This window comes from Pseudarthrobacter sulfonivorans (assembly GCF_014712225.1).
Lineage (GTDB): Bacteria > Actinomycetota > Actinomycetes > Actinomycetales > Micrococcaceae > Arthrobacter > Arthrobacter sulfonivorans.
Window position 1 is genome coordinate 157,199 of sequence record NZ_JACXBW010000004.1, and the last position, 18,919, is coordinate 176,117.

Consider the following 18,919-nt stretch of genomic DNA (forward strand, 5'->3'; position numbering starts at 1 on the left):
TCTCATATGTGTCCCTCCAGCTTAAGCCCCGGGGCCGCCTAAGTCCTCGAACCCACCCAGACGGCCGGGATTCCCAGGAAGGCCCCATACCGTTCCACGGCGCTGTGAACGGCGCCCTCCACGGCCTTGCCCTCTAGCGCGCCCGGATCCGAAGGGCCGGCCAGGCGGATCTCCAGCTCGCAGCGGCCCGGAAACAGCGTGTGCCGCCAGGAGCCTGCCATCCGCCCGTCCAGCAGCACAACGTGCATCGGCGCGCCGCCCAAGGGGAACGCCGGGGCGCTGCCGCCAAAATAGTGCCGCGTCGCGGAATAGCCCATGACGTATTCGTCGTAGCACTGGATCAGGTCGATCCGGGGAACTGCCCCGGCCGATCCGCCGTCGCGCTCGGTAGCCCCCGAAGCAGCACTGCGGCCGGAAGCAGCCGCGCCCCCGGAAGCAGCCGCGCCCCCGGAAGCAAGCCTGCCGCCGGAAGCGGCCGCTGCGCCGGAGGCAAGCCTGCCGCCGGAAGCGGCCGCGGCGCCGTCCGTACCCGCCTGGAAATAGTGTTCGACGCCGTCAATCGCCACCGTCTCCAACACCGCCGGAGCGGAGTCCAGGACCCGCGCCAGGCCGTGACGGACATCGGTCATCGTGACGCCGGACCAGTCGGCGCAGTCCTTGACCGTGGCTGGACCCCGGCTCGTGAAGTACCGCCGGGCCAGCTCGTCGAGCGCTTCCTCCCGGGGCAAAGGCTCGACCGGTCCGGCCGGCACGCGCTCGTCGAAAAGGGCGTATGTCTGTTTCAAGGCCCCGCCCGGACTACGCACGGGCGATCCGCTGGCCAACACGCCGCTGATTTCGGCGTGCATGATCAGGTATGCCAGTCCCAGGCCAGATGCCGCGAACCCGGCACGCTGCAGCTGCTCCGCTAACTGTTCCCGTGTGAGGTGCCGGCCGCCCCGAACCGCATCGGCCAGGACCCGGCCGCTCCGTTCCGCGGCGGCCGCATCGATTCCAGTGCGGCGGTAGGTTCCGGCGTTGGCCCGATGGAGCCGGGGTGCCGACAAAGCCCGCAGCCAGCGAAGATCATCCCGGTGCACAAAATGCCAGGTGGGCCGCAAAATATGGGTGCGAAGGATACGGCCGTCTGAAACCGCCTGCTCCACATCCGCTGCAGTGGTGGTAGCTGAAGCGGTGGCGGCAGCGGCGGTGGCGGCAGCTACAGCGGTGGCAGCTATCGTGGCGCCGGACTCACGGAGGGTGCGTTGCGCCAGGCTCCACCGGGCGTAGGGAAATTCCTGGGCCTGGACGGCCAGGAGGTGCCGGACGACGTCGTCGGGCGACTGAACCCGCGACCCCCGCAGCAACTGGGCGTCAAGCCGGCGACACACCACCTCTTCCTGTTCCATGGCGGCTGCGTTTCCCTCCCGGGTTCCCTGCGACGGGCGCTTGCGCCCGTGGCTAGCGACGGGCTTCGGTGGTGCCCAGCGGACCCTCACCCGAACCCAAGGGGACGCCCGGGCCGAACACCGGCCCCGGCGTCGGGCGCTTGGCCGTAATTCCGTCACCGGAGGAGCGGTTACGCAGCCGCCGGACCACCCACGGGACGAAGTATTCGCGGGCCCACACGAGGTCTCCGCTGCGTGCTTCCCGCCAGGTCCGCGGCGGCAAGGGCTTCGGCATGCGGGGTTCGAGCGTGTGGCTGACGTTGAGCGAATCGAGCACCATGGCGGCGATGGTGTGATGGCCCAGCGGCGAAAAGTGGAGCCGGTCCACGTCCCACATCTGCGGATCGTTGAGCTGTTTCAGCGACCACATGTCCGCGATGACGGCGTCGTGGCGGGCGGCCACGGTGCGCAGGTTCTCGTTGTAGATGGCCACCTTGCTACGGATCCGGCCCAGGACCGAGGAACCTGTGTCCGGTCCGTTGAACAACACCACCGTGGCACCGCCCATCGAAAGGATCTGGACCACAGAATCGAGCTTTTCGGCGAGGGCATCCGGGTCGCCGCCGGGCCGGATGAGGTCGTTGCCGCCGGCGGAAAGGGTGACCAGGTCCGGCTTGAGTGCGAGGCAGGCAGCCAGCTGCTGGTCCACGATCTGCTGCAGGAGCCTGCCCCGGACGGCGAGATTGGCGTAGGCGAAATCATCCTGGCCGCGGCCCAGTTCCTCGGCCACCCGGTCCGCCCAGCCGCGGAACCCGCCCGGGCTTGAAGGTTCCGGGTCCCCGATGCCTTCGGTAAACGAGTCGCCCATGGCCACATAGCGCCTCCAGGGGTGGGCCTGCGTAGCAGGGAGGTGGTTCTGCATGGCTCTTGCGTCAGTCACGGTCCTATCCTGCCCTTTCGTTCTCGAGCTACGCCACCGTAGGTAGTTACCACTGGGTAACTGTAAGAATGGAAACCATGACTGACGCCGAAGTATTTCCTGCCCCTGTTGTTATGTGGTCCCGGCCCGAGGACCAGCGCCCGGGCCGGCCGCTGCTCGTGCTGCTCCATGGCTACGGGGCCAACGAACATGACCTGCTGAACCTGGCCGACATGCTGCCCCAGGACTTCGTTGTTGCTTCGGTCAGGGCGCCACTCGCTACAGGTCCGGGATTTATGTGGTTCCCGCTCACGAACACCATCGACTACTCCCTGGAAGCGGTCAAGAAGGCAGCCAGCTATGTGCAGGAGTGGATCGACGCAATCAAGGCCAACCACCCGTCGGTGACGCTGCTCGGCTTCTCCATGGGAATGGCCATGGCCACCACGTTGCTCCGGTACAGGCCTGCGGACTATGCCGCCGTCGTCGGGCTTTCCGGTTTTGTGATTAACGCCGACGGCGATCCCGACTTCAGGGACAGCGAACTGGACGGATCCGTCCCCCTGTTCTGGGGCCGCGACCAGCAGGACCCGGTGATCACCCCGGACAAGATCGACTACACCATGGGCTGGGTCCGCAAGCACGTCCACCTCACCAAAGTCCTCTACACGGGCATGTGGCACGGCATCAACCAGCAGGAGATCGGGCACGTCTCCGAGTTCCTGACGCATGAGGTGCTGAACAAGTGAAGTGCTGACCGCGCAACGCACGACGGCGGCCCGGGGCACAGTGCCGCAGGTCGCGTTGTCATCGCAAGAGGTCGCCGCCCCGCCCGCGCGTTTGCGTCGGGTTTTCAGGCCTCCGGGGCAACGACCTTCACGGTCTGGCCATTGGCGGTTACGGTGTCGCCGTTGTGGAGCTGGCGGCCGCGCCGTTCATCGATCTCGCCGTTGACCTTGACGAGGCCGTTCTTAATGAGCTCGGCAGCCTCCACACCGTCTTCCACCAGGCTGGCGAGCTTCAGGAGCTGGCCAAGGCGGATCATGCTGTCACGGATGGGGATCTCTTCGATGTCCTGGTTGCTCATACAGCAATGATGCCTGACGTAAGGTGAATTCAATGACCCACACCCCGCGCCTGCCGCTGCTCGCTGGCCTCCCACTGGCCGTCGGCGCAGGGCTGGCCATTCCGGTCCAGGGCCGCATCAACGGTGCCCTCGGGGTCCGGCTCAACGACGGCATCGCCGCGGCGGTAGTGAGCTTCAGTACGGGTCTGATCCTGATCGCGGCCATCGCGCTGCTGCTGCCCAAGGGCCGGGCCGGGCTGACGCGCATTGTCCCCGCCCTCCGGAAACGCAGCTTTCCCCGGTACTACGTCCTCGCAGGCGGCGTGGGTGCCTTCTTCGTTTTTGCCCAGTCCACCACTGTGGGCCTGCTCGGCGTGGCCCTGTTCACCGTGGCCACCGTCACCGGACAGACCCTTAGCGGCCTCCTGGTGGACCGGCTCGGGATCGGCCCGGGCGGCAAGCGCGGCATCACGGGAGTCCGCATCATGGGGAGCGTGTTGACCATCATTGCCGTGGCCTGGGCCGTGTCCCCGCGCTTTGGCAACGCCGCCGATGCCGGTTTGCTGCTGCTTCCCCTGATGCTGCCCCTGGCGGCGGGATTCCTGATGAGTTTCCAGCAAGCCATGAACGGGACCGCAACCCTCCACTACGGCACGCCCATCGCGGCGACGCTGGTGAACTTCGTCGCCGGCGGCATCCTCCTGTGGATGGTATGGGGCATCAAGGTTGCCGTCGCGGGTGCGGGCAATCCGCTGCCCGGGGAGTGGTGGTATTACCTCGGCGGGCCCATGGGCTGTATCTTCATCGGGCTGGCCGCCGTGCTGGTCCGCGGCCTGGGCGTCCTGGTCACGGGCCTGGGCATGATTGCCGGCCAGCTGGTGGGCTCGCTGATCCTTGACCTCGTGGTCCCCGCCCCCGGCTCCGTGGTGGCGCTGCCCACCATCCTGGGGACCATCCTGACCCTGGCTGCGATCCTGGTGGCTACACTTCCCTGGCCGCGCGGCGCCTTCCGACGGTAGCGCGCCGTCCCGCGGCATGGCCGGTAGGCTAGGACACGCAGTCCTCTGCACCTTATTTCCTGCACCCTGCTTCCTTCGTCTGCCCGCCCGCACCCAGCGGGACCGCACACCCGTGCGTCAGGGCCAAAATAACCGCGGACCGCACCCAGCGGCCCTGTAGAAACTGGAGTTCCACCATGGCACCAAAGTCCGTTCTCGACCAGGTCATCTCCCTCTCCAAGCGGAGGGGTTTCGTCTTCCAGGCCGGTGAGATCTACGGCGGTTCGCGTTCTGCCTGGGATTACGGGCCCTTGGGTGCCGAGCTGAAGGAAAACATCAAGCGCCAGTGGTGGCAGTCCATGGTCCGCGGCCGCGAAGACGTGGTTGGCCTGGACTCCTCCGTTATCCTGCCCCGCCAGGTCTGGGAAGCGTCCGGTCACGTGGAGGTTTTCTCCGATCCGCTGGTGGAGTGCCTCTCATGCCACAAACGCTACCGCGCTGACCACCTCGAGGAAGAGTACGAGGAAAAGAAGGGCCGCCCCGCCGAGAACGGCCTGAAGGACATCGCCTGCGCCAACTGCGGCACCCGTGGTGAATGGACCGAGCCGCAGGAATTCTCCGGCCTCCTCAAGACCTTCCTGGGCCCGGTGGCCAACGAGGAAGGCATGCACTACCTGCGCCCGGAAACGGCCCAGGGCATCTTCGTGAACTTCAGCAACGTGCTCACCACGTCCCGGAAGAAGCCGCCGTTCGGCATCGGCCAGATCGGCAAGTCCTTCCGGAACGAGATCACCCCGGGCAACTTCATCTTCCGCACCCGCGAGTTCGAGCAGATGGAAATGGAATTCTTCGTCGAGCCCGGCACGGACGAAGAGTGGCACCAGTACTGGATGAAGGAGCGCATGTCCTGGTACACCGGACTGGGCATCCGGGAGGAGAACCTGCGCTTCTTCGAGCACCCGCTGGAGAAGCTCAGCCACTACTCCAAGGGCACCACCGACATCGAATACCGCTTCGGGTTCCAGGGCTCGGAATGGGGCGAGCTCGAAGGCATCGCCAACCGCACCGACTTTGACCTCTCCACGCACTCCAAGGCATCCGGCCAGGACCTGAGCTACTTCAACCAGGCCACCAACGAGCGCTACACGCCGTACGTGATCGAGCCCGCCGCGGGCCTGACCCGGTCCTTCATGGCCTTCCTCGTGGACGCCTACACCGAAGACGAGGCACCCAATGCCAAGGGCGGCGTCGACGTCCGCACTGTCCTGCGCCTTGACCCGCGCCTGGCCCCGGTCAAGGCAGCCGTGCTGCCGCTGAGCCGCAACGAGGACCTGTCGCCGAAGGCCAAGGACCTGGGCGCCCAGCTGCGCAAGAACTGGAACATTGACTTCGACGACGCCGGCGCCATCGGCCGCCGCTACCGCCGCCAGGATGAAATCGGCACGCCGTTCTGCATCACCGTGGACTTCGACACCCTCGACGACCAGGCCGTGACCATCCGCGAGCGGGACACCATGAGCCAGGAACGCGTCTCCCTGGACAAGGTGGAAGGCTACCTGGCCGCCCGCCTGATCGGCGCCTGAGCATGGCCATCGAATACCGCGAATGGCGTGAGGGCGACGACCTGGCGCTGCTCGAAATCTGGGGCGGCCCGGAGACCGAACAGGCCAGGCAGTTCCGCGGTGCCCTCACCGTTTCCTCAGCCGGGACGGACGGCACCCCGTGGCGCCGCTGCATCGTGGCCGAGGACGTTATCGACGGCGTCGGCATCCCCGTTGGGGCCGGCGTGGTCTACGAGGCATCGCTGCACCCGGATCGGCTGTGGGCCTACATCGAAGTGGCGCGGGACCACCGGCGTGCCGGCATCGGCGCCACGCTCCTGACCATGCTGCGCCGCGAAGTTGAGCAGGCGCCGTCGGGCGTCTTCAAGCTGCGCGCCAAGGTACAGCCCGGCAGCCCCGGGGCCGCGTTCGCCGAGGAGTACGGGCTGAGGCCCATCCAGCGCTCGCGGCTGGTGGTGGTGGAACCCGGCGCCCTGAAGCTGCCGGTCTTCCCTGCAAAGAACGACGGCGGCCGGCCGGCGAACGACGAAAACGCCGGTTCCGATGTGGTCATGGACCTCGCCACCGGCTCCGTTGAGCTGACCGACGTGGTGGGCCGTTACTACACTTCCATCCACGGCTGGGATTCGCCCGGCGTGCTGTCGGTGGGCCAGGTGCAGAAGCTGTTCCTGGACGACCTCACCGGAGCCCACGGCGCCATTGTGCTGCGGGCCGAGCCGGCATCCGCCTTCGGCGCCGGGGTTGCCCCCAGCAAAAAGGGCCGCATCCGGGCCTTTGCGGTGAGCTACGCTGCGCCTGCCCAGGACCCTGCGGGGGGAGCCCCCGCCGAGGGCAACCAGGCGACGGACGTCTTTGTGGGCCACGAACCCGCACTGGATGCCGACGACGCCGCGGCCGCGGTCCGCGACCTGCTCGCGCTCCTCGCGTACCAGCACCCGGTCATGCTGGAACTGGACGATTCGATGACAGCGCTGCGCTCCGCCGTCGAGCCTTTGCTGGAAAGCGGCAAGGCGCACCAGCAGGGGGCCGACACCCTGGTCGTCTCGGACTGACCGTTCCCCGCCAGGGAACGTCCCGTTCCCCAAGTAAGTAGCGCCATCCGTCGTTGTGAACCCTCACGACGACAGATGGCGCTACTCAGTTAAAGCGTGCCTCCTAAGGCAGGGTGGTCACGGCACTGTGGTGCCGGCCGGGAACACCGGCGGGACGAACTCAAACGTCATCCCGAGCAGCCACACCAGCAGCAGCACCACCGGCAGGTGGAACACAAACTGCAGGAACGTGAACCCCACCAGGTCACGGGCACGCAGCTTCAGCACTGCCAGGAGCGGCAGCATAAAGAACGGGTTGACCAGGTTGGGCAGTGCCTCGGCGATGTTGTAGATCTGCACCGTCCAGCCGAGGTTCATCTGGACATCGGTGGCGGACTGCATCACGTACGGCGCCTCAACGAGCCATTTGCCGCCGCCCGAGGGAACGAACAGTCCCAGCAGGGCGGTGTACAGCGCAATGACGACGGCGAACGCACCACCGCCGCCGATGTCCGAGAAGAACTCGGCCAGGTGTGAGGACAGGGTCATGCCGCCGTGGCCGGTGGCCCTGGTCAGGATGGCAGCCATCGCGGCGTAGAGCGGGAACTGGACCAGGATGCCGGCGGTCGCGGGGACGGCCTTGTTGACGGCCTGCAGGAAGTTCCGCGGCGTGCCGTGCAGCACCAGGCCCAGGATCAGGAAGACCAGCAGGTAGCCGTTGAGGCTGCTGACCACGGTCAGGAACGGCTTGGTGACAAACTGCGAAATGAGCCAGCCAAGGGTCAGCAGGCCCGCCAGGATGGGCAGGATCATGCTGTACTCCAGCCATTCGCCCGGGCGGGAGCGTGGCGCCGCCGGGGCGGGTTCGTCATCGAGGTCCACGCCGAGGTCCTCAGCGGTCCGGATGGACCCGCCCCGGGGTGCGGAAAAATGCGCGATCACCGTGGTGAGGGCCACCAGGATCGCCAGGGTCACCAGGGACTGCCAGGTGAAGATGGTGGTGCCGAAGTCCAGCACGCCGGTGATCTTCAGCAGCGCCGGGGGCAGTGATCCGGCCGTGGCCTGCAGCTGCGCGGCGGAGGAGGACAGGCCCAGCGCCCAGACGGCTCCGAGGCCCATGAAGGCGGCCGCACCGAGGGCCCGGTAGTCCACGGTCAGGTCCTTGCGCCGGGCGATGGCGCGTGCCAGCAGGCCGCCGAAAATCAGGCTGAGCCCCCAGTTGAGGAAGGAGACCGACATGGACATCAGCGCCACAAAGCTCACGGCCGAGCGGGCCGTTGCCGGCATCAGGGCGAGCCGGTTGATGAGTTTGGCCACGGGCGGGGATGTCGCCACCACGTAGCCGGTGAGGACCACCATCGCCATCTGCAGGGTGAAGGCGGTCAGGTCCCAGAAGCCGTTGCCGAAGGAGTCGGCGATGGACTGGGGTGAGGCGCCGATGGCCAGCGCCGCGACGGCGATGAGGACAACTCCGGCCAGGGCGAAGATGTAGGCGTCCGGGAACCATTTCTCCGTCCACGCCGCCATCCGCTGGGCTACCCGGGCGAGCCCGCGTTCTTCAGGGCCGCGGTTGGTCAGGACTGCGTCTGCCACAGGAATACCTCTCCATTGGGTTCAGTAATACCCCAAGGAGTCTAGCCATGCGGCGGGCTGGTTAGCCGCCCGTCCGCCGCTGCCCGGGGCCGGACCCGCCCGTCGCCCGCCGTGGCCTGGTCAGGCGGGGTCGGCCGGGTGTGGTCCTGGGCCGCCCACTGGCTTGGTCAGGAAGCTCCGGTCCTGCGCCGGCGGGGCGGGAGCGGCAGGAATCCCGACGTCGACTCCAGGTATTCCTGATAGCCCGGCCGGCCGGACATTGCCTTCTCCGCGAGGGGCTTGCCGGTCTTGGCCGTCAGCGTCCAGACCATCAGGGCCGGTGACAGTACGGTGAGGATGCCCGGCCAGGAGTCTGCGGCAATGAGGAAAAGTCCTGTCCAAACAGCAGCATCACCGAAGTAGTTTGGGTGCCGGGTGTACCGCCACAAGCCGGTGTTCAGCACCGTTCCGCGCCGCGCCGGATCCTTCTTGAACCGGGCCAACTGCCAGTCGCCCACGGTCTCAAAGACGAACCCTGTGACCCACAGCAGGATGCCCAGGACCGCAACCCAGCCCACGGCACCCGCGGCGAACATCCCCACCTGCAAAGTCAGGGACACAAAGTACATCACCACGCCCTGCGGCAGGTAGACACGGCGCAGGGCATAGGCGTTCCGTGAGCCCGGTGCTGGCTTCAGCAGATCCTTGTAGCGCGGGTCCTCATGCCCGTCCCGCGCCCGCCAGCCAATATGGACTCCGAGCCGCAGACCCCAGGCAGCCGTCAGCAGGACAAGCAGCAGGCGCCGCGTGTCGTCACCCTGCCCGGCTGAAAGGAACCAGGAGACCACCGCCACCGCCACGAATCCCGGGCCCCAGGCAACGTCCATCACCGAGTGCCTGTGCTGCCGGACGGCCACAACAAACGTCACGGCCAGGACCACCGCCACCGCCAGCGCCGTCCATGGCAGCGAAGCGGCAAATTCCGGCCACGGAAACGGGGTCACAGGCTGACCTGGGCAGCGGACTCCGGCAGGATCCGGTCCAGTGTGCCGGATGCCGGGTAGGTGAAGCCGGTGCGTTCGGCGAAGGACTTCATCACAAATCCTGTGGCCAGGGTGTGCCATAGCCGCACCCGGCGGATCATGAAGTGGCCCGCGCCGTTGAGCGAAACGTACTGCATGGACGCCGCCGCAAGGGCGGCGCGGCGGGCAAACTTCAGGGACTGGGCCGGGCTGGTCATCCGGTCTCCCGTGCCGTGGACGATCAGGATTTTTCGCCCGGCAACCCGCTGGGCAGGTGTCTCCGGTCCGAGCCACGGGGCCAGGGCCACCACGGCCTCCACCTGCGGGTCGTCGGCCGCGCAGACGGCGGTAAGTCCGCCCATGGAGTGGCCCACCAGATAGACGGGAACGCCGGGGTGCTGATCGCTAATCTGCTGGAGGGCCCAGCGGGCGTCGTGGAGCGCCGACATGGCCTGTCCGTTCCAGCCCCGCACACTGTTCCGCAGGGACCAGACAGCCAGCCCGTAGTCCTTACCCGCGCGGTGCAGGTGGCGGGCGAACGGCAGCATCCGCAGCGGGCTCAGGTGCCTGGCTTCCACCGGCTCATAGCTGTGCGCCTTGCCGCCGTGCAGCACCAGGGCCACGCCCCTTGTGGGGCCGGTGGCTTCCAGCACGGTGAGCGACGCCTGCTGCGTGGTTCGTACTGCTCCTGACGGGTGTCCGGCGCTGCCTTCGCTGATGCCTCCGGCGCCGCTGCCTGCCCCGCCGGCGGGGGGAGTGCGGCTGCCCTCGGTGCTGCGGTCCGTCATGCCTGGGTCCTTCCCGCTTCCTACCATTTATCAACCCTAAGGTGCCGGACGTAGAGTTCAAGGTATGAGGATTAGCTGCTGATGGGATCCGGTCACTCCCACGCTTCAACAGGTCATTCGGAGCCAACTGCAGAAGCGATTGCCGCCCGCCGGAAGGCGAACCGCATACTTGCCGCCATCCTGGTGCCGCTGACGCTGCTGACCCTGGCAGGCATGGCCATGCTTTGGCCATCCGGGTCCAAGGAGGGGATTTCGCTCGCCAGCCCGTACTCGGCAGCGCCCGGAGTGAGCTTCGATACCGGCAAGATCCAGAGCGTGGTGGAAGAAAGCTGCACGCAGGGCTCCCCGGCCGGCGTTCCCTCCGGCCAGCCTGCCCCGCAGGGGTCGGACTGCATGTTCGCCTTCACCCAGCCTGACCAGGGCGGCAGCCCGGTCAAGGTGGTGATCAACCCGGAGGTGGCGAAATCCCACGGTGTGAAACCCGGGGACCAGATCAGGTACCTGAATCTTTCCAATGCACCGGGGGCCGCGGCGTCGCAGGGGTCTCCGGCCTACATTTTTGTCGACTTCGTCCGGACGCTGCCCATCGTGATGCTGGCGCTCCTCTACGCGCTGGTGGTCATCACGGTGGCGCGCTGGCGCGGGCTGCGGGCGCTGCTCGGATTGGTGGGCGCGTACTTCGTCCTGGCCGGATTTATGCTGCCCGGCCTGGTGGAGGGAAAACCGCCGTTGCTGCTGGCACTGGTGGGGTCAACGGTGATCATGATCGGGGTCCTCTATTTTGCCCACGGCTTCTCCGCCCGGACGTCCACGGCACTGCTGGGCACCATGTTCGGGCTGGGCATCACAGCGCTTCTGGCCGCCTGGGCCACCGACGCCGCCAACCTCGCCGGAGTGGGCAGCCATGACGCCACCACCCTGATCAACACTTCCGCCAACATCTCCATTTCCGGGGTGATCCTGTGCGGGCTGATCATCTCGGGGCTGGGTGTGCTGAACGACGTCACCATCACCCAGTCGTCGGCCGTCTGGGAGCTTTACGAGCTTGCCCCCGGCACCAGCGCCCGAAAACTGTTCACGTCCGCCATGCGGATCGGCCGCGACCACATCGCCTCCACCGTTTACACCATCGCGTTCGCCTACGCCGGCGCAGCCCTGCCCATCCTCATCATCGTGATGCTCTACAACCGGCCGTTGGGGGACACCCTGACCAGCGCGGAGCTTTCCGAGGAAGTCATCCGCACGCTCGTCGGCTCCATCGGACTGGTGCTCGCCATTCCGATGACCACCCTGATCGCGGTGCTGGTGGTCAAGGCCACGGGCGTCCGGCCGGTGGCCCGTCCGGACGCCGGATCCGGGGACGCCGTGGAAAGGCGGGCGCCGGAAATCAACCCGGACGACGTCGGCGATACGGGCGCGCTGTCAGCGGCAGCCGAGGCTGGCCGGTCCCGCCGTGCAACGCTGGCAGGTGCGCGGCCGGGCGGGCCGGAGAATGCGGGATCGGGCGCGGCGCCGGAAACCCGCAGGGGCCGCCGCGCGGACCGCAACTAGTCCTGACAGGGCGGTTGTTGACACCAGCGGGCGGACCGTGGCCGGCCCTCGACCGCCCATCGACTGACCCTGCACGGGGGTGTTGACACCTGCGGGGGACCGTGGCTGGCTCTCTACCGCCCACCAACTGACCCTGCACAGTGCCGATTCCCGCCGATTTGCCCGCCTTTGCGACAATGGACAGGTGACTGTTACCGCAACCCCTCCCGCCCCCAAGCTGGAACTCCCGCCCCTGAAGCTGGGCAACATCACGGTGGACACCCCCGTGATCCTGGCTCCCATGGCGGGCATCACCAACTCCGCTTTTCGTCGTTTGTGCCGTGAATACGGTGGCGGGCTGTACGTAGCGGAGATGGTCACCTCGCGTGCCCTCGTGGAGCGCACCCCCGAATCCCTGCGGATCATCTCCCACGACGACGACGAAAAAGTCCGCTCCGTCCAGCTCTACGGCGTGGACCCCGTCACCGTCGGCCAGGCGGTGCGCATGCTGGTGGACGAGGACCGGGCAGACCACATCGACCTGAACTTCGGCTGCCCCGTTCCCAAGGTGACCCGGCGCGGCGGCGGCTCCGCCCTGCCCTGGAAGATCGACCTGTTCACCTCCATCGTCCAGACGGCGGTCAAGGAGGCGTCCAAGGGCAACGTCCCGCTCACCATCAAAATGCGCAAGGGCATCGACGATGACCACCTGACGTACCTCGACGCAGGCCGCATCGCCCGCGATGCCGGTGTCGCCGCCGTCGCGCTTCACGGCAGGACAGCCGCACAGTTCTACTCCGGCACGGCCGACTGGTCCGCGATCGCCCGGCTCCGCGAAACCCTGCCCGATATCCCGGTCCTGGGCAACGGGGACATCTGGTCCGCCGAGGACGCCGTCCGCATGGTCCAGGAAACCGGGGTGGACGGCGTTGTGGTGGGCCGCGGCTGCCAGGGACGGCCGTGGCTGTTCGGTGACCTGATGGCTGCCTTCGAGGGGAGCGATGTCAGGCACAGGCCGGACGTTCGGAAGGTGGCGGACAGTGTCTACCGGCATGCCGAACTGATGGTGGAGACGTTTGCCGATGAGGGCAAGGCGCTGCGTGAGATCCGCAAGCACATCGCCTGGTACTTCAAGGGCTACGTCGTGGGCGGGGAGCTCCGGACCAAACTGGCACTGGTAACCAGCCTGGAGGTCCTCCGGGAGACCCTCAACCAGTTGGACCTGGATTCGCCGTACCCCGGCGTCGACGCCGAAGGTCCGCGCGGACGGGCAGGTTCGCCCAAGAAGCCCGCGCTGCCGAAAGACTGGCTGGAATCCCGGGCCCTGAACGATGCACAGTCCAAGGACATCTCCGCCGCGGAGCTGGATGTTTCCGGTGGCTGAAACGCGCACCACAGCGCCGGTCCTGCCCGGCTACGAGGCCCAGGACTCCGCCCGCTGGGTGGAGGAACCGCCCAAGAGCACCTACCGGTCCGACTTTGAGCGCGACCGCGCCCGCGTGCTGCATTCCTCGGCGCTCCGCAGGCTTGGCGCAAAGACCCAGGTAGTGGCTCCGGACACCGACGACTTCGTCCGCACCCGCCTGACCCACAGCCTCGAAGTGGCGCAGGTGGGCCGGGAGCTGGGCCGTGCGCTGGGCTGTGATCCGGATGTGGTGGACACCGCGTGCCTGAGCCACGACCTGGGGCACCCGCCGTTCGGACACAACGGCGAGTCCGCCCTCAACGAGGTGGCACATGCCATCGGCGGGTTCGAAGGGAACGCCCAGACACTCCGCCTGCTGACGCGCCTGGAGCCCAAGGTGTTGGCCAGTGACGGCCGCCCCGCAGGACTGAACCTCACGCGCGCCAGCCTGGACGCGGCGTCGAAATACCCTTGGTCGGCGCTTGACGCGCCGGTGATCCACGGGCAGCGCACCAGCAAGTTCGGCGCCTACGAGGACGACCTCCCCATCTTCAACTGGATCAGGGAAGGCGCCCCGGCGCGGCGGTCCTGCCTCGAGGCCCAGGTCATGGACCTGGCCGATGACATTTCCTATTCGGTGCACGACGTCGAGGACGCGATCGTGGCAGGCCACTTCCAGCTGCGCTGGATGGACAACCCTGACCACCGCGCCCGGGTGGTGGGCTACGCCAAGCAGTGGTACCTCCCGCACAATGATCCCGCCGCCATCGACGCTGCCCTGGCCCGGCTCGAAGCCACCGACGTGTGGGTCCGCGAAGCCGACGGCAGCCGCAAATCCATGGGCGCCCTGAAGAACATGACCAGCCAGCTGATCGGCCGGTTCTGCCAGAGCGCCCTGGAGACCACCCGTGCCCTCTACGGCCCGGAAAACCTCACCCGGTACAACGCCGAGCTGATGGTCCCGGACGGGACAGTGATGGAGATCGCAGTCATGAAGGGGCTGGCCACCACGTTCGTGATGACCACCGAGCACCGCCAGCCCATCTACGAGCGCCAGCGCGAAGTCCTGCACGCCCTGGTCACCGCCCTGAACGCCACGGGGGACCGGCACCTGGAGCCGATGTTTGCAGCGGACTGGCGGGACGCGGCCGACGACGGAGCGCGCCTTCGCGTGGTCATCGACCAGGTGGCGTCACTCACCGACGGATCGGCGCTGGCCATGTACGAACGGCTCGTGGGGAGCCTGCCGTCGCTTTGGTGAGGACTAGGATGGCTCTGTGGCTGGCCTGATCAAACGTGAAGACATTGACGAAGTACGCCAGCGCACGGACATCAAGGAAGTGGTTGACGGCTACGTCACGCTCAAGGGTGCCGGGCTGGGAACCTACAAAGGACTGTGCCCCTTCCACGACGAGCGCTCGCCGTCGTTCACCGTCCGTCCGCAGGTGGGCAGGTACCACTGCTTCGGCTGCGGCGAAGACGGCGACGTCATCGCCTTTGTCCAGAAGCAGGATCACACCTCCTTTCACGAGGCAGTCGAGAAGCTGGCCGCCCGCATCGGGTACGAGCTGCGCTACGAGGACGGCGGCACCGGCCCCAACCGTGAGGAAGTGGGCAAGCGCCAGCGCCTCCTGGACGCCCACAAGATCGCCGACGAGTTCTTCCGCGCCCAGTTGCTGACGCCCGGCGCCGCCGAGGGGCGGAACTTCCTATACCACCGCGGCTTCGACCGTGCAGCCTCGGAGCAGTTCGGGGTGGGTTACGCGCCGCAGGGCTGGGACGCCCTCCTGAAGCACCTGCGCGGGCGCGGCTTCACGGACGCTGAACTTAAGCTGACCGGGATGTTCTCGGAAGGCAACCGGGGAATCTACGATCGGTTCCGCGGCCGCCTCATTTGGCCCATCCGCGACATCGCCGGCGACACCATCGGCTTCGGTGCCCGGAAACTCTACGAGGACGATCAGGGGCCCAAGTACCTCAACACCCCCGAAACCACCCTGTACAAGAAATCGCAGGTGCTCTACGGGATCGACCTCGCCAAACGGCATGTCGCCAAGGACCGGCAGCTGGTGGTGGTGGAAGGCTACACGGACGTCATGGCCTGCCACCTCGCCGGAATCCCGACGGCGGTGGCTACCTGCGGCACCGCGTTCGGCACCGAGCACATCAAGATCGCCCGGCGCCTGCTGTCCGACGACGGCAGCGGCGGCGAGGTCATCTTCACCTTCGACGGCGATGCCGCCGGGCAAAAGGCCGCGCTGCGTGCCTTTGAGGAGGACCAGCGCTTCGTGGCGCAGAACTATGTGGCCGTTGACCCCACCGGCGCCGATCCCTGCGACCTCCGCCAGACCAAGGGCGACGCTGCCGTCCGCGACCTGATCAACAGCCGGCGTCCGCTGTTTGAATTCGCCATCAAAGCTACGCTGAAGCGCCACAACCTGGACACCGTGGAGGGCCGGGTGGCGGCCCTGCGCGAAGCTGCTCCGGTGGTGGCCCAGATCCGGGACGCCGCCATCAGGCCTGCCTATGCCCGTCAGCTGGCCGGCTGGCTCGGCATCGCCGTTGAGGAGGTCAGCCGGGCAGTCGCCGTCGCCATGAAGCGTGAAGGCAGCGGGGCACCCGCGTCGCCGGGAACCCCGTCCGGTGCTTCCGCTCCGGTGCGTGGCACCCAACCCGGCGGACCCGGTGTGGCCGCCGGACCGGCGTCGGGCGCCGTCCCTTCCTACCACCGCCCCGATCCGCGCGACCCGGTGGCGTCCATGGAGCGGCAGGCGCTGGAGGTGGCGCTGCAGGAGCCCGCATTCCTGGGCGGCGGCATCTGGGAGCGTTTCTCGGCTGCGCGGTTCGTGACGCCCGCATTCCAGGCCGTTCACGACGCCATGCGCGCCTCGGGTCCGGGACTGATCGGCGAGCCGGTGCGCTGGGTGGAGCAGGTCATGAACGAAGTCCCCGAACCCCTGCGTCCGCTGGTATCCGAACTCGCCGTGGTGCCGCTGCCGGCCAGCACCGCCGAAGCCGTCCAGAAGTACTGCAAGGACATCCTGGCCCGGCTGTTCGAGCTCCAGATCACTCGGGTGAAGGCGGACAAGATGGGCCAGCTCCAGCGGCTGGACCCTGCAGCCAATCCAGAGGACTTCCAACGGCTTAACCGCGAGCTGATGATGCTGGAAATGGAGCGCCGGGCGTTGCGCTCGGACGCCTAGCTTCCACGCTTCCGATCCCCGATTTCAGTTCTGATTTCGCTTCCAGCCGGGGTGTTTGCTAGGCTGATACCCGCTTCATTCCTCCTTAGCTCAATTGGCAGAGCATTCGACTGTTAATCGAAGGGTTGCTGGTTCAAGTCCAGCAGGAGGAGCGCGCAATCCCCGTTCCGGTTCTCCGGAACGGGGATTTTTCTTATACCAGGGGAGGGTATTCCAACCCATCCGGGAGCCGATTTCACATTGTCGGGAATCCTTTGCTAATGTCGTACCTGCTTCATTCCTCCTTAGCTCAATTGGCAGAGCATTCGACTGTTAATCGAAGGGTTGCTGGTTCAAGTCCAGCAGGAGGAGCCAACACCAAAAAAGTCCCGTCCTCCGTGTGAGGGCGGGACTTTTTTTGTCTTTCAGACGAAGTCCATTTCCACCTGCAGGAAACGTTCGGCCTCCGCGATCGCGGCCAGGAAGGCCTCCTGCTCGGTGGGGGACTTGCGGGGTTCGCGCGGGTGCCATTCGTGGGGCGCTGAGTGGACGCGGGCGAAGCCGGCGCCCGGCGGCGCGTAGAAGATCCCGAAGCGCTGCACCGGCCATTCAGGGGAGGTTTCCGGGGCCACCAGGAGGGCCGCGCTGAAGCCGGGGTTGAACCACTGGGCGATGGGCCGGCGTCGGTCTTCGGTAAAGAGCCCGGCCGCATAGAGGGCCGCGGATTGCTGGCCGGTCTGCGCGCACAGCCGGTCCCACCACAGTGGCAGGATGCCGGAGTCGCAACGTTGCCATGTGGCCGGGAGCGGCGAGGAGTACTGCCAGCTGGGCACGGAATTATTTTATCGCGGGAGCGTGCCTCACGGCAGGTGCCGGCACCCTACAGCGCCGTCACGACTGTTACCGGCGGTTCCAGGGACCCGGATTGACGCGGTACAGCAGGGCAGCGCCCGCCAGCGCGCCAACGATGATGCCCAGGGCAGCGCCGCCGAATATCCGGCCAACGAAGTAGCCGGCGACGGCGCCCAGCACCGCCCCGAGGAACAGACCCCGGGGGTTGCGGTGCGGTTTGCCTTTCACTGGATCGCCGGTACGGTCCGCGGCCTGACGATCAGCCAGAGACCGGCGATCGCCACCAGGATGCATGCTGCCTGGACGGCGCCCATGGGTGAGGCGCTGGTGATTCCCAGCCAGCCCACCACCGGCGAGATCAGGCCCGCCGTCATGAAGGTCGCGGCACCCAGGAGGGACGCCGCCGTCCCGGCCTGTGCGCCGTGGCTGGACAGCGCCAGGACCTGCACGCAGGGGAAGGTAAAGCCGGTGCCCATGATGTAGAACCAGAGCGGCACCAGCACGCCCCAGAGGCCAAAGCCGGCCTGGTCGAAAATGACGATCAACGAAGCCATCAGGAACATCCAGGCTGTCGAGCCGGCAAGGATCCACTGCGGCGGGACGCGCCTGATGAGCCTGGAACTGATCTGGACGCCGGCCACAATGCCCAGGGAGTTGATGCCGAAGAGCAGGCCGTACTCCTGCGCGGAAAAACCGAAAATGTCCTGGAACAGGAACGGCGAGGCCGACAGATAGGTGAAGAGGCCGGCGAAGTTCATACCGCCCACCACCAACAGGCCCACGAATATCCGGTCCGTGAAGAGGGCCTTGTAGCGCTGGCCTGCGGTCATGCCGGACTGGCCGCGCTTCTCCGGGGGCAGGGTTTCCTGGACCAGGACGAGCGATGCAACGATCACCAGGGCCCCGTAGCAGGCCAGGAACACAAAGATGCCCGGCCACGGCATCACCAGGAGAAGCTGGGATCCGATGACGGGAGCCAGGATCGGCGCCAGTCCATTCACCAGGGCCATGCGGGAGAACATCTTCACCATGGCGTAGCCGGAGAACAGGTCCCGCACCATCGCCATGGCCACCACGCCGCCGCCGGCGGCGCCCACCCCCATCAGGACACGGAAGAATCCCAGCGTGGCGATGTCGGTGGACAGCGCCGCCCCGACGGAGGAAGCGATGTGAACGGCGGTGGCCAGGATCAGCGGGAGCCGCCGGCCAAACTTGTCGCTGAAGGGACCCACTATCAGCTGTCCCAGGGCAAAACCGATGGTGGTGCCCGCCAATGTCAGCTGGACCTGCGCCTCGGAGACTCCAAGGCTGGCCTCAAGGGCAGGGAAGGCAGGCAGGTAGAGGTCGATCGTGAAGGGTCCCAAAGCGGTGAGCGCACCGAGCAAGAGGATGTACAGCAGTTTCCGTCGGCGGCTCAGGGCGTCGCCCGGATTGGAGTGAATGGTCACGGAGACCAATCCTAGGCCCGGCCCGGTCCGTCTTTGCGGTGTGACGGGCGCGCCGTGAGGCCACCCGGAAGTTTGGCCTGAGCCTGAATGATAGTTTTGGGGACGGGACCATGCTGGCGCACGCTCCCCCAGAACACGGCAGCCGAATCGACCAACCAACATGTAAGGCGGGAACCG

The 18,919-nt window shown here is 67.0% G+C and carries 17 protein-coding genes and 2 tRNA genes; 10 read left to right on the forward strand and 9 right to left on the reverse strand.

Annotated elements, in window-relative coordinates:
• Positions 1–38: 38 nt before the first annotated feature.
• Together IAQ70_RS06985 and IAQ70_RS06990 are read right to left on the reverse strand one after the other, a co-directional pair.
• Complete coding sequence (locus IAQ70_RS06985) at positions 39–1,388, reverse strand: winged helix DNA-binding domain-containing protein (protein ID WP_190988593.1); 1,350 nt, start codon at positions 1,386–1,388, stop codon at positions 39–41.
• A gap of 52 nt (positions 1,389–1,440) precedes the next feature.
• On the reverse strand, positions 1,441–2,289 hold the full coding sequence (locus tag IAQ70_RS06990) for an SGNH/GDSL hydrolase family protein (protein WP_190988740.1): 849 nt from the start codon (positions 2,287–2,289) through the stop codon (positions 1,441–1,443).
• 95 nt (positions 2,290–2,384) lie between these two features.
• Here IAQ70_RS06990 and IAQ70_RS06995 point away from each other — a divergent pair, with 95 nt between their 5' ends.
• Positions 2,385–3,035, forward strand: coding sequence for an alpha/beta hydrolase (locus IAQ70_RS06995; protein WP_190988594.1), 651 nt, complete (start codon positions 2,385–2,387; stop codon positions 3,033–3,035).
• 104 nt (positions 3,036–3,139) lie between these two features.
• Here IAQ70_RS06995 and IAQ70_RS07000 read toward each other — a convergent pair whose 3' ends face one another.
• Positions 3,140–3,373 carry an RNA-binding S4 domain-containing protein gene (locus IAQ70_RS07000; RefSeq protein WP_190988595.1) on the reverse strand — a complete coding sequence of 78 codons (234 nt, stop codon included), beginning with the start codon at positions 3,371–3,373 and terminating at the stop codon, positions 3,140–3,142.
• Positions 3,374–3,405: 32 nt separating this feature from the next.
• Here IAQ70_RS07000 and IAQ70_RS07005 point away from each other — a divergent pair, with 32 nt between their 5' ends.
• From IAQ70_RS07005 to IAQ70_RS07015, 3 genes are all read left to right on the forward strand, one after another.
• Entirely contained in the window at positions 3,406–4,371 is a 966-nt protein-coding gene (locus tag IAQ70_RS07005) for a DMT family transporter (protein ID WP_190988596.1), read from the forward strand.
• A gap of 176 nt (positions 4,372–4,547) precedes the next feature.
• Entirely contained in the window at positions 4,548–5,933 is a 1,386-nt protein-coding gene (locus tag IAQ70_RS07010; RefSeq protein WP_190988597.1) for a glycine--tRNA ligase, read from the forward strand.
• A 2-nt stretch (positions 5,934–5,935) separates the two neighbouring features.
• Positions 5,936–6,964 (forward strand): GNAT family N-acetyltransferase, encoded by a 1,029-nt coding sequence (locus IAQ70_RS07015; RefSeq protein WP_190988598.1) that lies wholly within the window; start codon positions 5,936–5,938, stop codon positions 6,962–6,964.
• A 117-nt stretch (positions 6,965–7,081) separates the two neighbouring features.
• On the opposite strand, the gene IAQ70_RS07020 is transcribed toward IAQ70_RS07015, so the two are convergent.
• The 3 genes from IAQ70_RS07020 to IAQ70_RS07030 all read right to left on the reverse strand — a co-directional run bounded on the left by IAQ70_RS07020 (position 7,082) and on the right by IAQ70_RS07030 (position 10,325).
• Positions 7,082–8,536: a short-chain fatty acid transporter gene (locus IAQ70_RS07020; protein WP_190988599.1), complete on the reverse strand. Its 1,455-nt coding sequence runs from the start codon at positions 8,534–8,536 to the stop codon at positions 7,082–7,084.
• A gap of 167 nt (positions 8,537–8,703) precedes the next feature.
• Positions 8,704–9,519, reverse strand: a complete 816-nt coding sequence (locus IAQ70_RS07025) for a DUF1295 domain-containing protein (protein ID WP_190988600.1) — start codon at positions 9,517–9,519, stop codon at positions 8,704–8,706.
• Entirely contained in the window at positions 9,516–10,325 is an 810-nt protein-coding gene (locus IAQ70_RS07030; protein WP_190988601.1) for an alpha/beta hydrolase, read from the reverse strand. The genes IAQ70_RS07025 and IAQ70_RS07030 overlap by 4 nt, the downstream gene beginning before the upstream one ends.
• Before the next feature lie 81 nt (positions 10,326–10,406).
• On the opposite strand from IAQ70_RS07030, the gene IAQ70_RS07035 reads away from it, so the two are divergent.
• The 6 genes from IAQ70_RS07035 to IAQ70_RS07060 all read left to right on the forward strand — a co-directional run bounded on the left by IAQ70_RS07035 (position 10,407) and on the right by IAQ70_RS07060 (position 16,817).
• The gene (locus IAQ70_RS07035) at positions 10,407–11,876 is read left to right on the forward strand and encodes a YibE/F family protein (RefSeq protein WP_190988602.1); all 1,470 of its coding nucleotides are present in this window, start codon (positions 10,407–10,409) and stop codon (positions 11,874–11,876) included.
• A 184-nt stretch (positions 11,877–12,060) separates the two neighbouring features.
• Positions 12,061–13,239, forward strand: a complete 1,179-nt coding sequence (dusB, locus tag IAQ70_RS07040; RefSeq protein WP_190988603.1) for a tRNA dihydrouridine synthase DusB — start codon at positions 12,061–12,063, stop codon at positions 13,237–13,239.
• Positions 13,223–14,521 (forward strand): deoxyguanosinetriphosphate triphosphohydrolase, encoded by a 1,299-nt coding sequence (locus tag IAQ70_RS07045; RefSeq protein WP_190988604.1) that lies wholly within the window; start codon positions 13,223–13,225, stop codon positions 14,519–14,521. Before dusB ends, IAQ70_RS07045 begins: the two co-directional genes overlap by 17 nt.
• Positions 14,522–14,537: 16 nt before the next feature.
• Positions 14,538–16,463 (forward strand): DNA primase, encoded by a 1,926-nt coding sequence (gene dnaG / locus IAQ70_RS07050; RefSeq protein WP_190988605.1) that lies wholly within the window; start codon positions 14,538–14,540, stop codon positions 16,461–16,463.
• A 79-nt stretch (positions 16,464–16,542) separates the two neighbouring features.
• Positions 16,543–16,615 (forward strand) — tRNA-Asn (locus IAQ70_RS07055).
• Between the two features lie 126 nt (positions 16,616–16,741).
• Positions 16,742–16,817 (forward strand) — tRNA-Asn (locus IAQ70_RS07060).
• 50 nt (positions 16,818–16,867) lie between these two features.
• Here IAQ70_RS07060 and IAQ70_RS07065 read toward each other — a convergent pair.
• From IAQ70_RS07065 to IAQ70_RS07075, 3 genes are all read right to left on the reverse strand, one after another.
• Complete coding sequence (locus IAQ70_RS07065) at positions 16,868–17,275, reverse strand: hypothetical protein (RefSeq protein ID WP_190988606.1); 408 nt, start codon at positions 17,273–17,275, stop codon at positions 16,868–16,870.
• Between the two features lie 67 nt (positions 17,276–17,342).
• Positions 17,343–17,522 (reverse strand): hypothetical protein, encoded by a 180-nt coding sequence (locus IAQ70_RS07070; RefSeq protein WP_190988607.1) that lies wholly within the window; start codon positions 17,520–17,522, stop codon positions 17,343–17,345.
• Positions 17,519–18,742: a multidrug effflux MFS transporter gene (locus IAQ70_RS07075; protein WP_317983604.1), complete on the reverse strand. Its 1,224-nt coding sequence runs from the start codon at positions 18,740–18,742 to the stop codon at positions 17,519–17,521. Before IAQ70_RS07075 ends, IAQ70_RS07070 begins: the two co-directional genes overlap by 4 nt.
• Positions 18,743–18,919 lie beyond the last annotated feature (177 nt).

Excerpts from the sequence above, each read along its gene's own strand:
- IAQ70_RS06985 (WP_190988593.1), bottom strand. The coding sequence starts at position 1,388 with ATGGAACAGGAAGAGGTGGTGTGTCGCCGGCTTGACGCCCAGTTGCTG.
- IAQ70_RS06990 (WP_190988740.1), bottom strand. The coding sequence starts at position 2,289 with ATGCAGAACCACCTCCCTGCTACGCAGGCCCACCCCTGGAGGCGCTAT.
- IAQ70_RS06995 (WP_190988594.1), top strand. The coding sequence starts at position 2,385 with ATGACTGACGCCGAAGTATTTCCTGCCCCTGTTGTTATGTGGTCCCGG.
- IAQ70_RS07000 (WP_190988595.1), bottom strand. The coding sequence starts at position 3,373 with ATGAGCAACCAGGACATCGAAGAGATCCCCATCCGTGACAGCATGATC.
- IAQ70_RS07005 (WP_190988596.1), top strand. The coding sequence starts at position 3,406 with ATGACCCACACCCCGCGCCTGCCGCTGCTCGCTGGCCTCCCACTGGCC.
- IAQ70_RS07010 (WP_190988597.1), top strand. The coding sequence starts at position 4,548 with ATGGCACCAAAGTCCGTTCTCGACCAGGTCATCTCCCTCTCCAAGCGG.
- IAQ70_RS07015 (WP_190988598.1), top strand. The coding sequence starts at position 5,936 with ATGGCCATCGAATACCGCGAATGGCGTGAGGGCGACGACCTGGCGCTG.
- IAQ70_RS07030 (WP_190988601.1), bottom strand. The coding sequence starts at position 10,325 with ATGACGGACCGCAGCACCGAGGGCAGCCGCACTCCCCCCGCCGGCGGG.
- IAQ70_RS07035 (WP_190988602.1), top strand. The coding sequence starts at position 10,407 with ATGGGATCCGGTCACTCCCACGCTTCAACAGGTCATTCGGAGCCAACT.
- IAQ70_RS07045 (WP_190988604.1), top strand. The coding sequence starts at position 13,223 with ATGTTTCCGGTGGCTGAAACGCGCACCACAGCGCCGGTCCTGCCCGGC.